This window comes from Streptomyces sp. CNH287 (genome assembly GCF_000424825.1).
On record NZ_AUKQ01000011.1, the window covers coordinates 281,836 to 295,430 of the forward strand.

Genomic DNA, 13,595 nt, shown 5'->3' on the forward strand with positions numbered 1-13,595 from the left:
GCCCAGCGGGCGCAAGCCAAGTCCCGTTTGAATGGCGGGATTTCACCATGGATTTCCCCATTCGGGGGGCAACGCCTGTGCGGTCCGGACCGTCTTCCTCGAAGACCACTACTTGTGACGTGTCCCCACGAACGGGGACACGGGCAAAGGCAGGGGGGGTACGTGCGCGAGAGACTGCGCCCACATCTCGGGAAGCTGCTGGCCGCCATGGCCATCGCGGTGACCGGGACGGTGATGGCGGTTGCGGTGGCAGCGCCGGGGGATGCCTCGGGCAGCCCGCAGGCCGGCGGAGAAGGACAGGGCGGACGACAGGAGCAGGCGGCGGAACAGCGCCCCGGCACCGTCGAACCCGCGCCGAAGGAGAGGGAGAGGGGCAGCGGGCGGGACCCGCTCACCCAGCGGGAGAGGGAGCGGGCCGAGCAGGCCGCGCTGGGCCGGGGGGCCCGCGGCAGCAGCGAGGACGTGCGGGGCGGGGCGGGGCCGGAGCGGCTGACCACGGAACTGGCGGAGCCGGAGCCCGCCGAGGCCTCGCAGGCCGGAGCGCCCAGACGCGCGCTGGTCTCGTACTACGACTACGAGGACGACACCTACGTCACCAAGACCGTCGACCTCGGCTCGGGCAAGGTCGAGGAAACCGAGACCCAGCGCGGCGTCCAGCCGCCGCCGACCAGGGCCGAGGCCCGGGAGGCGGCCGAGGTGCTGCTGCGGAGCCCGCTCGGCGGCGGACTGAAGGCGGACTACAAGGACGCCACGGGCAAGGCACTCACCTCGGCGGAGCAGCTGAGGGTGACCGCCTTCGTCTACCGCGTCGACGAGGAGAACGCCGGCCCCGCCGGTCTTCGCGAGTGCGGTGAGCACCGCTGCGTCCGGCTGTTCACGAGGGCCGCGGGCGGCCCGTGGATCGACACCCGGCAGTTCGTGATCGATCTGAGCGCACGCTCCGTCGGCAGGCTGAGCTGACCTCCCCGACCTTCCTTCCGCACTCTTCTCAGGAGTATCGACCCATGAGTCAGAGAAAACTGAGCCCTGCCCGCGGCCGCAGCTTCGCGGCCGTCGGCATCACCGCGCTGCTCGGCGGCGTGCTCGCGGCGGCGGGGCCGGCCGGCAGCGCGCAAGGCAGGCCCGCGGCACCGACGGCCGCGCCCGCGGCCGACTGCAGCGCCGCATACCGGATCGAGCAGAAGCTGGCCGGCGGCACCACCTGGCGGATGTGCTGGCGCTACGACGGGTACGCCGGGCTGGTGCTCGACAAGATCTCGTACCAGCCCAAGGGCGAGGCCAAGCCGATCCGGGTGCTCGCCTCGGCCAAGCTCGCCCAGATCCACGTGCCCTACGACGACGGCATGGCGGAGTACGACGACCTCACCGGCGCGGGATTCGGCCAGGGACTGATGGAGCTGGAGCCGGCCGAGTGCCCCAGGGGCACCATCAAGACCGTCAGCGTCCCGGGCACCGGAGAGGAGCGGCCCCCCAAGGTCAAGGGGCTGTGCACCACCACCCGCGCCCGCGGCCACGCCTACCGGATGACCAACTGGGAGGACGGCAGGACCTACCAGGCCCAGGGCAAGGACCTGCTCGTCTACAGCGTCAACCAGACCGGCTGGTACGAGTACATCACCGAGTGGCGGTTCGCCGCCGACGGCACCATCATCAGCCAGGTCGGCGCGACCGGCACCCTCTCCCCGGTCGACTACGACGCGGGTGACGGCCGCGGCTGGCCGATCGGCAAGCGGTCCGCCGACTACGCCACCAGCCACGCGCACAACGTCTTCTGGCGGCTCGACTTCGCGCTGGACGGTTCCCCGAAGAACAAGGTCGAGCAGTACGACTCCAAGACGACGACCAGCGCGGGAAGCTCCCCGAAGACCAGGACCACCCGCACCAAGGTCACCAAGGAACTGGCAGGTGACGCCAAGCCGCACCGCTGGTGGCGCGTGGTGAGCACCGCCGGCAAGAACAAGGACGGCCACCCCCGCAGCTACGAGATCGCGCCCGGCCACACCGACAAGTACTCGGGCCGCAGCTACACCAGGCACGACGTCTACTTCACCGAATACCGCAAGTGCGAGCAGTTCGCCAGCCACAACGTGCGCAACTGCGGCCCGGGGGGCGGCAGGAGCGTCGACAAGTGGGTGAACGGCCAGCATCTCAAGCACCCGATCGCCTGGGTCAACATCGGCTTCCACCACATAGCCAGGGACGAGGACCAGGAGCCGATGCCGGTGCACTGGCAGGGCTTCCAGCTCTCGCCCCGGGACGTCACCGCGATGAACCCGCTCACCCCGCGTGAACTCTCGGATCACAACGGGCAGTACGATCCGCATAACTGATAAGGACTCGGCACATCCGGCTGCACCGCCCTTCGGGTCGCAGTAGTCTTCCTTGATCGAACAAAGAGGTCCGGAGACGGGCCCGGAAGGCGGTGCGCGGGTGGGCTCGGGAGGGCTTGAACTCCCGCCGGGCGAGGGCGGCCTGAGCGAGGGCGGCGGCTCAGGCGAGGGCAGCGCGGAGGCGGTCACCGAGGTGCGCTCCGGGACGGTCTCCCTCGCCCGTCCCATGGAGATCGGCGCGGACCTGGACTGGGACGCGGAGATCTGGGCGGAGGTGCGCACCAGGGCCCGCCGGGCCGGGCGGGCGTACATCTGGCTGAACCTGGTCGAGCAGCGGCTGCGCGCCGTGGTGGCGGCCGTACTGCGGCCCATCTACGAACCGGTGCACGGCGACGAGTGGGTGATCGCCGCGGCCGGCCCCGCCGGCCAGGAGTGGGTGCAGCGCGCGGCGGCCGTACGGGAGGTGAGCCGCCGCAAGGGCTATCTGCTGGACCCGGCCGACGACACCATCCTCGCCTTCCTGACCCTGCCCCAGCTGCGCGAGCTGATGGTGCAGCACTGGCCGTGCTTCGAGCCGTACTTCGACTCGCGGCGCGAGGTCGAACTCGCCCTGGACGAGCTGGAGGTGGCGCGCAGCGCCGTCGCCCGCAACCGGGCGCTCTCCTCGATGGTGCTCGCGCAGGCGGAGCGCACGTGCGCGCGGCTGCTGGACCTGCTCGGCACCTCCGGCAGCGCGGGCCCGGCCGGACCGGCCGGTCAGCGGCTGCCGGTGGACGCCGTCGAGGACCTGGTGGGCGACCGCTTCGGCGACGTCGTCGGGGTGCACCCCGACCGCGTACGGCTCCAGCGGCAGCTGCCCGCCGAAGACCTGTTCGGCGGCGCCCGGCGGCTGGACGGCATAGGCATCGGCCTGAATCTGCTGGTGCAGAACTACAGCGGTCGCCGGCTGGTGCGGCTGGCCGGGACGGGCTGCCGGGTCCGCCTGCTCTTCCTCAACCCCGCGAGCACCGCCGTACGCCGCCGGGAGCGCGAACTGGGGCTCAAGAAAGGCGAATTGAGCCGGTCGGTGGAGATGAACATCCTGCACATGCGGCGGGTGCGGGCCCGGCTGCGCGACCCGGACGCCTTCGAGGTGCGGGTGTTCGACGAGACGCCGCGCTTCACCGCGTACCTCGTGGACGGCGACACCTCCGACGGGGTCGCCGTCGTGCAGAACTACCTGCGCCGGGTGCGGGGCATGGAGGCCCCCGTACTGGTGCTGCGCGGGGGGAGCCGCGAGCTGGTGCAGGGGCAGGGCGGCGCGGACGAGGAGCACGGCATGTTCGCGACCTACCGCGAGGAGTTCGAGGCGACCTGGCAGGACGCGCGGCCGGTGTCCTGACGAGGTGACCACCGACCCCGGGAAGTCGGATCACCACCCGGCCGAGGCGTTCTTCCCACTCCCGGCGCAGTGACGCGGCCCCTGGTCCGGAACACCCGCGGGCGTTCCGGACCAGGGCTCGACCGAGGGCACTCCTGCCGGGGTCGCGTCGCCTGCCGTACCTGCGTGACCTCAGATCTCGCGGGACTGCTCCAGCATCCGGTCGACGACGCGGGCCGAAGCCTGGCCGTCGTCCAGGTCGCAGAACAGATGGTGGAACCGTTCGTAGCGCTCCTTGTACTCGGCCGAGACCTCGTCGATGTCGAGGATCGCGTCGACCAGCTCCTCCGAGGTGCGGATCAGCGGGCCGGGCGAGTCCTGCTCGAAGTCGAAGTAGAAGCCGCGCAGGGTGTCCCGGTAGTGCTCCAGGTCGTAGGTGAAGAAGAGCATGGGCCGCTTGAGGTGGGCGTAGTCGAACATCACGGACGAGTAGTCGGTGATCATGATGTCCGAGGCCAGGTAGAGGTCGGCGATGTCCGGGTATTCGGACACGTCCCACACGAAGCCGTTGCCCGCGCCCCGCACCGCGTCCACCACGTTCGAGTGACGGCGGATGAGCAGCACGTGGTCGTCGCCGAGCTGGCGTTGGGCGTCCTCCAGGTCCAGCCGGAGATCGAACTTGTACTGTCCGGCGCTGTGCGACTGGTCGTCGCGCCAGGTCGGTGCGTACAGCACGACCTTCTTGCCCTCGGGCAGCCCGATCCGGTCCCGGATCTCCTTGATCAGCCTGGCCTTGTCCGGGGAGTACAGGTAGTCGTTGCGCGGGTACCCCGCCTCCAGGATCTCCCCGTTGTAGGAGAAGGCCCGCTTCAGGATCGGGGTGCTGAAGCGGTTGGAGGAGACCAGCAGGCTCCAGTTGCCCGCCTCGAGCGCCAGCCTGTTCTGGTACTCGCGGTCGAAGTGGAGCGTCTCGATGTCGTGGCCGATCTTCTTCAGCATCGTGCCGTGCCAGGTCTGGACGATGACCTGGCCGGGACGGCGCTCGACCCATTCCGGCAGATGGCCGTTGGTGACGATGTAGCGCGAGGTGGCGAGGGCCTCGAACCACTCGCGGCCCCACATCCGGACGCGTTCCGCGGTCGGCGGCAGGGTCACCTGGCCGTCGCGGACAGCCCACAGGTACTTCAGCCCGCTGTCCCGGCGCAGCAGCTCCTCGTGCATGGCCCGGGGGCTGTCCGAGTACTGCTTGCCGTTGTAGCTCAGGAAGAAGACCTGGTCGCGCAGCGGGGTCTGGCGCTGCGGCTCGTACACCTCCCGGCGCAGCTGCGCCTGACGGTACGGACCGCGCTCCATGTCGCTCAGCTCGGAGCGGCAGTTGAGCTGCGGGAAGTCACCCCAGCGGTTCTCGAACCAGTAGCGCCGCCCGCCGAGCACGGTGTGCACGGGGAACTGGTCCAGGGCCAGCCGGTCGATGACGAACCCGGTGTCCCGGGCGTCCTCCTCCGGCCTGCGGAGGTACATGTTCCACCGCCCGGCCCTGAGCGGCAGGTCGCCGAGACCACCGAGCCTCGAGGGGTCGAACTCCGCGGTGAAGGTGCCGTCGGCGAGCCACTGGATGGAGCACTCGCGTTCCTCGAAGCGGTTGTGCGACTTGAGGATGAAGGCCGCGCCGGTCAGCTCGGTGCTGGCACGGCCGCGGATCACGAACCGGCCGTCGCGCACGCCTGTCCCGACGATGACGGCACGCCGGGTGCGGGCGACGATCTTCAGATAGCCGTTGTGGCCCGCGACCACGGCGACTTCCCGGTTGGCTCCGTGCTCGCCGAACCGGGCCCCCAGATCGAAGCTGAAGTCCTCGAGGCCTTCCTTCATCACGCTGCTGAACTCGCGCTCGGTGCCGTCCGGCGCCGTGGCGACCAGCGCGGTGCTCCACTTGCGCTGCGCGGGCTGGGCCTTCTCCTCGACGGTGCCGTCGCCGAGCAGCGCGACATCGGCGACGGGAATCCGGACGTCGAACCGGGCGCAGCCGCCCCTGAGCTCGACCGACGCCGGGTACCGCCGCTGTTCCCCGGTCTTCCGGTTGAGCAGGCGGATGCTCAGCGACTCGCCCGATTCGAGCAGCACCCGCATCTCACCGGTGACCTCGATGTCGTCACCGGCCAGGCAACGGCCGGTGATCAGCGCCCGCACCTTCTCGACGCGCAGCTTCAGCGCGCTGCGCTCGACCGTCGGCAGCATCCGGTGGTTCTCGTCGAGCCAGTGGTACGGGGGGTAGTTGGCCGCGGCGCCGCCGCGCGCCCAGACGCCGCCGCGACGCACCAGGCCCGAGGCGTAGACGTTGATGCCGACGTGCCAGGTGCCCTCCTGCCACGTGCTGCCCTTGCGGAGCTTGGCCGGGTCGAGGCTCAGCTCCCAGCCCGCCCAGTCGTAGTTGTGCAAGGTCTGGCCGGAGTCGGTGGTGCGCTCCGGGCGGTGGATGTTCTTGGCCGGCAGGAACATCCGGCGCCGTGATCCGTGGCGCTTGAGCTGGATGACCTTGATGCTGCTGCGCTTCGCCGAGAAGTCGATCTTGTCGATCCACGCGTCACCCGACAGCAGCAGCTTCCCCTGCCGCCACTCCACGGAACGCAGCGGCGCGTGCAGCTCCAGGTCCTTGTCGATGCGGAGCGCCGACTTGGGGAACTCGACACCGCTCGACTCCAGGGTGCGGAAGCTGGCGTACTTGCGCACCGCGCCGCTGACCGAGACCGGCTCCTTGCGGCGCTGCGAGGCCAGCAGGGCGATCAGCTCGCTCACCTGGTGCTTGCGCACCAGCAGCCACTGCACCCGCAGGGAGGCTTCCAGGTTCATCACGACCTGGGGATCGATGGTGTCGAGGTAGCGGTTGGTGGCCTCGACGAAAGCGGCGTGGAACTCCTCGGTCGCATCCGGCAGGACCCGCAGGAACAGCCGCAGATCGTCGCGGAGCACACGGTCGTCGTACTGGCGCTTGTACTCGGCGAACTCGGGGCCCTGCTGCTTGCTCAGGTGCTCGCTGACCATCAGGCACGCGGTGACGCGGTCCCGGATGGCCTGCGGCTCGGTGCGCCGCTGGGTGATCGAGGGGGCGGCCTCGCCCTCGCGCAGCCGCCAGTAGTACACCGGCTCGCTGACGATGTCGATGGCCTCGGCGTGGTAGTGGGCGGGCAGCACCACGGGGATGTCCTCGTGCAGGATGCCCTCGGGGAAGGAGAAGGAGTTCTTCTCCCAGAAGCTGCGGCGGAAGACCTTGTTGCAGGCGATACGGTCCGCGACGAGCTTGGGGTCCTTCGAGATGTGCGTCCGCTTGCGGGCCTGCTGGGCGAGCATCTTCAGGAGCGGGACCTGCCAGGACTTCTCGCCCCTGAGGTGAAAGACGTTGCCCGTGGCGAAGTCCGACCCGGACTCGTCCAGGCTCTCCACCATCAGCCGGTACGCGTCCGGCGGGACGACGTCGTCGCTGTCGATGAAGGTCAGGTACTCGGACTGCGGCGTCATCCGCGAGATGCCGGTGTTCCGGGCCGCGCCGAGCCCGGCGTTCTGCTTGCGTATGAGGTGGAAGCGCGGGTCGCGGGCCGCGTACTCCGCGGCGATGGCCGCGGAGCCGTCGGGCGAGCCGTCGTCCACCATCAGGACTTCGAGGTCGCGGAAGGTCTGTGCCGCGAGCGAGTCCAGACAGGCGGGCAGATACTGCTCCACGTTGTAGATCGGTACGACGACACTGAGTCGAGGGGTCATGTGACGTTGTTTTCCTCTCGGTTCAGACCCGCTCGACCAGCTGGGACACCTGGTCGGGAGACGGAGCATGGGTACGTTCTTCGATGGGGACGAAGGGGAGGAGACGGTGCTCGCCGAGGAACACCCGGCGGACGACGCGCTCGGCCGCGTGTCCGTCGTCGAACTCGCAGAAGCGCCGGCGGAACGCGGCCCGCAGCTTCGCGGCCCGGTCGCTGTTCCAGTCCCCGGAGCGCAGGACGCCCACCAGCGTGTCCTGGGTGGTCGCCACGGCCCCCGGCGGCTCCTGGAGCAGGTCGAAGTAGGTGCCGCGGACGAGCGAGTAGGTCTCCCAGTCGTCGGCGAAGACGACGATCGGCCGGTCGAGGTTGGCGTAGTCGAACATGGCCGACGAGTAGTCCGTGATCAGGCAGTCCGCGGCGAGGTACAGCTGCTCGACCGGGACGTGGCCGGACACGTCCACGATGCGGCCGGCCGCCTGGAGTTCGGCCAGGCGCGGGGACGGTTTGTAGAAGTAGTGGCCCCTGACCAGCAGGGTGACGTCCGGACCGAGTTCGTCGGCGAGCCGCAGGAGGTCGAGACGCGGGGTGAAGCCCGTCTGGTACTCGCGGTGCGTGGGCATGTAGAGAAACGCCTTCGTGCCCTTCGCCAGGCCGAGCTCGCGCCGGGCCATCGACACGTCCGCCGCCGTGGAGTTCATCAGCACGTCATTGCGGGGATATCCGGTCTCCAGGGAGACGAAGGAACTGGGGTAGACGCGTTCCCAGATGGCGGTGGAGTGCCGGTTGGAGGCGAGGCTGTAGTCCCAGCGGTCGCAGCGCGCCAGGAGGGCATCGAAGTCCATGTGCGTCGAGGCCGGGTAGTTCTTCTGGTCCAGACCCATGGTCTTGAGCGGAGTGCCGTGGTGTGTCTGGAGATGGATCTGTCCTTCGCGCTTCACCACGGCGTCGGCGAAATTCACATTGTTGACGAGATACTTGGCGCGGGCAAGTGCCGCCCAGTATTCGCGCGATCCCACGGCGACGGTGTCGATTCCGTCAGGAACGCGGTGTCTTTCGTCGGCCTTGACCACCCACACCCGGCGGATATGCGGAGCCTGCCGTGCCAGCTCGGCGTCGATCGCCGCGGGATTGCAGCTGTATCCGCGGCTCCAGTAGGCCGAGAACAGCGCCAGATTCCCGTCCAGCGGCAGTCTCAGCTGGGACTGGTAGTGCAGGCCCAGCGCGGTGCGCTTGGCGCGCCTCAGCTGCCGGCCTCCGTAGCGGCGCGTCACGGTGCGCGCCTTGCCTGCGGTCTTGAGACCCACCAGCGCGGGGTACGAGCCGCGGGCGAGGAGGGCGTACTTGTAGCCGCGCGTCCCCGGCGGGCGCTGGAAATTCGCCGGCTCACGGCGTCTGAAGTCGGCGGAGGCCAGCTGGAGGAACTCCTCCTGGGACCCCTCGGGAAGCCGCCCCGGCTTTTCCAGCACGGTCAGATAGTGATCCGCCATCTTGCCGAAGAGCGCCGGACGCCAGCTCTCGAACTGCGGATTGTCGTCGAGATACGAGAAGACCCGCGCGTACTGGTCCAGCACGTCGAAGTGCTTGCGGCTGGCGGTGCGGAGTATGTTCCCGCCGGTGCGGCGCTGCCGATAGTGCACGCATATTCGGTCGAGGACGGCTATCTGCTGTGCCGAGATCAGACAGCAGAACGTCCAGGGTGCGTCCTCGTAATATCCCTCGGGGAATTCGAAGCGGTGCCGGATGATGAAATCGCGGCGGTATGCCTTGTTCCAGGCGATCTGCAGCAGGTCGAGCAGATCGGGGCGCTCGGCCAGCGGAAAGGAGGAGGGCCCGCTGCCGCTGAGGATCTCGCTGCGGATGTTCCTCTTGACGCGCCCGTCCCAGTACGTGCGCGCGTAGTCGTAGACGAGGACGTCCGGCGAGCCGCTGGCGTCCAGGCGGGCTGCGATCGCAGCGAGGGACCCGGGTGTCAGGGTGTCGTCGCTGTCGAGGAAGAGCACGTACTCGCCGGTGGCGTGCGTGAGGCCCGCGTTGCGGGCCCGGCCGAGCCCGACGTTGGCGGGCAGGTGGAGGACGCGCACGCGCGGGTCGCGCTCGGCGTACTCGTCGAGGATGGCCCCCGACGCGTCCGGCGAGCAGTCGTCCACCGCGATGACCTCGAAGTCGGTGAAGTCCTGCTGCAGTACGGAGTCGAGGCATTCCCGCAGGTAGCTCTGCACGTTGTAGGCCGGCACGACGAGAGTGAGTCGAGGCATCCTTCACCAGTCCAAGGGGCTGTCCGTGAGTTCATGGGCTGAGGGGGCCGTGGTGACGTCGTGTCGGATGGCGGCCTCGGCATTCCCACAGAATAAATGATTCGGGACGTACTTCTGTCGTCTGTGGTTTATCTCTACTTCACCTTCCGGTACTCCCCAAGTATCATAGATACTGATTCGCACCCAATGACTCTTAGGTCGCGAATCGGCTAGTTGTCCGATTTGATTTCCCTTGCGCGTGGGGTCACCGTGCAGGGGAACTCATGGAGGGAGATGCAGAAATGACGTGGATGGTTACCGGCGGAGCCGGATACATCGGTGCGCACGTGGTGCGCGTGATGCGAGCGGGTGGTGAACCGGTGGTGGTGTACGACGACCTGTCGACCGGCGTACGCGCGCGCGTGCCGGCGGATGTCCCGCTGGTCGTCGGCAGCGTCCTGGACCGGGAGGTGCTCGACGGGGCACTACGTGATCACGGCGTGACCGGCGTGGTGCACATCGCGGGCAAGAAGCAGGTGGCGGAGTCGGTGGAACTCCCCCTCCACTACTACCGGGAGAACGTGACCGGGCTGCAGACGCTGCTCGAGGCGATGACGGACGCCGGGGTCCCCCGGCTGGTCTTCTCCTCGTCGGCCGCCGTCTACGGCATGCCCGACGTCGACCTGGTCACGGAGAGCACCCCGTGCGCCCCCATGAGCCCCTACGGCGAGACGAAGCTCGTCGGCGAGTGGCTGATCCGCGCGGCCGGGCGGGCGCAGGGGCTGCGCAGCGTCTCGCTCCGCTATTTCAACGTCGCGGGGGCCGCGGCCCCGGAGCTCGCCGACACCGGCGTCTTCAACCTCGTGCCGATGGTCTTCGAGCGGCTCGAGGAGGACGCGTCCCCCCTGATCTTCGGCGACGACTACGCGACACCTGACGGCACCTGCGTCCGTGACTACATCCACGTCCGCGACATCGCCTCCGCCCATCTGGCCGCCGCGCGCAGGCTGGCGGACGCGGCTGATGAGGCGGACGGTGAGCCGGCCCTCACGCTGAACATCGGCCGCGGACAGGGCGTCTCGGTCCGTGAGATGGTCGAGCGAATCCTCAAGGTGACAGGCCGGGAGGAGCTGGAGCCCGAGGTGACGGAGCGCCGCCCGGGGGACCCGGCGCGCGTGGTCGCCTCCGCCGACGCGATCCGCGAACAGCTGGGCTGGACCGCCCGCCACGGCGTCGAGGAGATGATCGAATCGGCCTGGGAGGGCTGGCGGCGGCGGCACGGATAGCCCGCAGTACGCCCCTGGCGCAGACTCGGGAGGGTGAGGGGACGGGGGCGGGTGGACCGGTGTCATGACGCGGGCGCCCGGCCTCGCCCAGGACACGGATACCCACTGAATCCGTGCGGAGGCCGGTAGCACCACGGGCACTGCCCGTGTCAGAGCCACCGCATAGAGTGCGAGGCATGACGACTTACGCGGCACTCCTGCGCGGGATCAACGTGGGCGGACACCGGCGGATTCCGATGGCCGACCTGAGAGAGCTGATGAAGTCCCTGGGCTGGACGGACGTGCGCACCTACCTCCAGAGCGGGAACGCCGTGTTCACCACCGCGGAGCCGGAGCCGGGCCCCGTCCTGGAGCGGGCCGTCCACGAGCGGTTCGGGTTCGAGGTCCGCTGCCTGGTGCGTACGTCGGCGGAGCTGCGGGCCGTGGCCGAGGCGTGCCCCTATCCGGCCGCCGAGCTGGACCCGGCCAAGCTGCTGGTCCTCTTCCTCGAAGAGACCCCGGAGTGGGACCACTTCGCCGCGCTCGACGCGAGTGCCTACGCGCCGGACACCTTCCACCACGTCGGCCGGGCGGTCTACTGCTACTTTCCCGAGGGCATGGGGCGCAGCAAGCTCCCCGACGCGCTGGCCGCCGTCCGCCCCCGGCTCACCTCCACGGGGCGCAACTGGCGCACGGTCACCAAGCTGATAGAGCTGACGGTGTGAGCCCGGCGCGGCGCCGCCGGATTGAGCTGAGAGCGATTCTGCTCTCGGCATGCCGCACTTCCGCGCACCGCCTCCGGGCGTGCACAGTCGCCGCATGAGGCTTCTCGTACTGGGTGGAACGGAATTCGTCGGCCGCGCCGTGGCCGAGCAGGCCCTTGCCGACGGCTGGGAGGTGACCGTCTTCAACCGCGGCCGGCACCCCGCCCCGGAGGGTGCACGGACGCTGCGCGGCGACCGCGCGGCGGAGGGCGGGACGGCCGCGCTGGAGCGGGGAGAGTGGGACGCGGTCGTGGACACCTGGTCCGCCGCGCCGAGTGCCGTCCGCGACAGCGCGCGGGTGCTGGCCGGGCGGGCGGGGCGGTACGCGTACGTCTCCAGCTGCTCGGTCTACCCCTTCCCGCCACTGGGCGGGAACGGCGAGGGCGCCCCGGTGGTCGAGGGGTCACCCGACGCCGGGCAGACCGACTACGCCGCCGACAAACGCGGCGGCGAACTGGCCGCCCTCGCCGCCTTCGGCGACCGGCGGACGCTGCTGCTGCGCGCCGGGCTGATCCTCGGCCCGTACGAGAACATCGGACGGCTGCCGTGGTGGCTCACGCGGATCGCGCGGGGCGGCGCCGTGCTCGCCCCGGGCCCGCGCGGACTGGAGCTCCAGTACATCGACGTCCGCGATCTCGCCCGCTGGACGCTGGAGGCGCTCCGGGCCGGGCTGCACGGTCCGTACAACCTGGCCGGCCCCACCGGGCACACCACGATGGGCGAGCTGCTGGAGACCTGCAAGGAGGTCACCGGCTCGGACGCGGAGCTGCGGTGGACCGACCCCGAGGCGATCACCGCGGCGGGCATCGAGCCGTGGACCGAACTGCCCGTGTGGGTGCCGCCGGGCGAGGTGTACGCCTCCGTCCACCGGCTGGACGTCGGCAAGGCCGCAGCCGCCGGGCTGCGCTGCCGGCCGGTCGCCGAGACGGTGCGGGACACCTGGGAGTGGCTGCGCGCCCTCGGCGGCGTCGCCCCGCAGCGCCCCGACCGGCCGGTCGTCGGCCTCGACCCCGCCGCCGAGGCGGCCGTACTGGCCCGCTGAGCTGCGGGGCGCCGCGGACCCGCCCGACGCCGCGGAGCCGTCAGGCGGCGAGCGGCGCGGACGCGTGGTCGAGCGCCTGCGCGTAGCGCAGCAGCAGCAGCCGGGCCAGCTCGGGAGCGGGGCCCAGCACCGGGGCCAGGATGTCGGCACCGGCCTCGCGCGCGCCGCGGGCTATCCGGTCCGGCAGCCTGCCCGGCGCGATCAGGTACGGCGCGACGGCCACGTGCTCGACGCCGTCCGCCCGCAGCGCGCGCACCGCGTCGGCGGTGCACGGAGCGGGAGCGGAGGCGAACGCAGGCCGCACGGCACACCAGTTCCTGGTGCGCCGCCACTCCCGCGCGGTTTCTGCGATCACTGCGATCGCCTCCGGGTCTGTGGAGCCCGCCGACGCCAGCACGACGCCGGTCGACCCGGCCTCGGCCAGGTCCAGGCCCGCTTCGGTCAGCCGCCGCTCCAGGGTGCTGGTCAGCAGCGCGTGCGGCCCCAGGACGTCCGCCTGCCGGACGCGGAGGCCGGGCAGCCGGGCGGCGGACTCGCGCAGCACGGCGGGGATGTCGGACTTGGCGTGGAAGGCGCGGGTCAGCAGCAGCGGCAGCGCCACCACCTCGCGTACGCCGTCCGCCGCCAGCCGTTCCAGCACCGGGGGGACGGCGGGTGCGTCGAAGTCCAGATGGCCCGCCTCGACGCGCAGCGCGGGCTGGTAGGCGCGCACCCGCGCGCACAGCGCGGCCACGGTCGCGGCGTGCCGGGGGTCGCGGCTGCCGTGCGCGACGACCAGCAGCGCGGGAGCGCCGGCCGGGTACGGTTCCCCGCCGTGCGGCAGCACGCCGTGCGGCGACTCCGCG

9 protein-coding genes are annotated in these 13,595 nt (G+C 70.4%); 6 read left to right on the top strand and 3 right to left on the bottom strand.

Features of this window, described 5'->3' with window-relative positions:
* The first annotated feature begins 162 nt into the window (after positions 1–162).
* The 3 genes from H299_RS0112630 to H299_RS0112640 all read left to right on the top strand — a co-directional run bounded on the left by H299_RS0112630 (position 163) and on the right by H299_RS0112640 (position 3,711).
* Positions 163–960 carry a hypothetical protein gene (locus tag H299_RS0112630; RefSeq protein WP_027748703.1) on the top strand — a complete coding sequence of 266 codons (798 nt, stop codon included), beginning with the start codon at positions 163–165 and terminating at the stop codon, positions 958–960.
* A gap of 44 nt (positions 961–1,004) precedes the next feature.
* Complete coding sequence (locus H299_RS0112635) at positions 1,005–2,330, top strand: copper amine oxidase (RefSeq protein WP_027748704.1); 1,326 nt, start codon at positions 1,005–1,007, stop codon at positions 2,328–2,330.
* Between the two features lie 100 nt (positions 2,331–2,430).
* On the top strand, positions 2,431–3,711 hold the full coding sequence (locus H299_RS0112640) for an SAV2148 family HEPN domain-containing protein (RefSeq protein WP_027748705.1): 1,281 nt from the start codon (positions 2,431–2,433) through the stop codon (positions 3,709–3,711).
* A 171-nt stretch (positions 3,712–3,882) separates the two neighbouring features.
* Here the strand turns inward: H299_RS0112640 and H299_RS0112645 are convergent, their stop codons facing one another.
* Together H299_RS0112645 and H299_RS0112650 are read right to left on the bottom strand one after the other, a co-directional pair.
* Positions 3,883–7,446, bottom strand: coding sequence for a bifunctional glycosyltransferase family 2 protein/CDP-glycerol:glycerophosphate glycerophosphotransferase (locus H299_RS0112645; protein WP_027748706.1), 3,564 nt, complete (start codon positions 7,444–7,446; stop codon positions 3,883–3,885).
* A gap of 22 nt (positions 7,447–7,468) precedes the next feature.
* A complete protein-coding gene (locus tag H299_RS0112650; RefSeq protein ID WP_027748707.1) occupies positions 7,469–9,700 on the bottom strand; it encodes a bifunctional glycosyltransferase family 2 protein/CDP-glycerol:glycerophosphate glycerophosphotransferase in 2,232 nt (743 codons plus the stop codon).
* A 281-nt stretch (positions 9,701–9,981) separates the two neighbouring features.
* On the opposite strand from H299_RS0112650, the gene galE reads away from it, so the two are divergent.
* The 3 genes from galE (at position 9,982) to H299_RS0112665 (ending at position 12,750) form a co-directional block, all read left to right on the top strand.
* A complete protein-coding gene (gene galE / locus H299_RS0112655) occupies positions 9,982–10,965 on the top strand; it encodes a UDP-glucose 4-epimerase GalE (RefSeq protein ID WP_027748708.1) in 984 nt (327 codons plus the stop codon).
* A gap of 176 nt (positions 10,966–11,141) precedes the next feature.
* Positions 11,142–11,669 (top strand): DUF1697 domain-containing protein, encoded by a 528-nt coding sequence (locus H299_RS0112660; RefSeq protein ID WP_027748709.1) that lies wholly within the window; start codon positions 11,142–11,144, stop codon positions 11,667–11,669.
* 94 nt (positions 11,670–11,763) lie between these two features.
* Entirely contained in the window at positions 11,764–12,750 is a 987-nt protein-coding gene (locus H299_RS0112665; protein WP_027748710.1) for an NAD-dependent epimerase/dehydratase family protein, read from the top strand.
* A 40-nt stretch (positions 12,751–12,790) separates the two neighbouring features.
* Here the strand turns inward: H299_RS0112665 and H299_RS0112670 are convergent, their stop codons facing one another.
* Entirely contained in the window at positions 12,791–13,573 is a 783-nt protein-coding gene (locus tag H299_RS0112670) for a sirohydrochlorin chelatase (RefSeq protein ID WP_051262405.1), read from the bottom strand.
* Positions 13,574–13,595 lie beyond the last annotated feature (22 nt).

Bases quoted from the DNA above. Each gene is read 5' to 3' on its own strand.
- H299_RS0112665 (WP_027748710.1), top strand. From the start codon at position 11,764: ATGAGGCTTCTCGTACTGGGTGGAACGGAATTCGTCGGCCGCGCCGTG.
- H299_RS0112635 (WP_027748704.1), top strand. From the start codon at position 1,005: ATGAGTCAGAGAAAACTGAGCCCTGCCCGCGGCCGCAGCTTCGCGGCC.
- H299_RS0112645 (WP_027748706.1), bottom strand. From the start codon at position 7,446: ATGACCCCTCGACTCAGTGTCGTCGTACCGATCTACAACGTGGAGCAG.
- H299_RS0112660 (WP_027748709.1), top strand. From the start codon at position 11,142: ATGACGACTTACGCGGCACTCCTGCGCGGGATCAACGTGGGCGGACAC.
- galE (WP_027748708.1), top strand. From the start codon at position 9,982: ATGACGTGGATGGTTACCGGCGGAGCCGGATACATCGGTGCGCACGTG.
- H299_RS0112650 (WP_027748707.1), bottom strand. From the start codon at position 9,700: ATGCCTCGACTCACTCTCGTCGTGCCGGCCTACAACGTGCAGAGCTAC.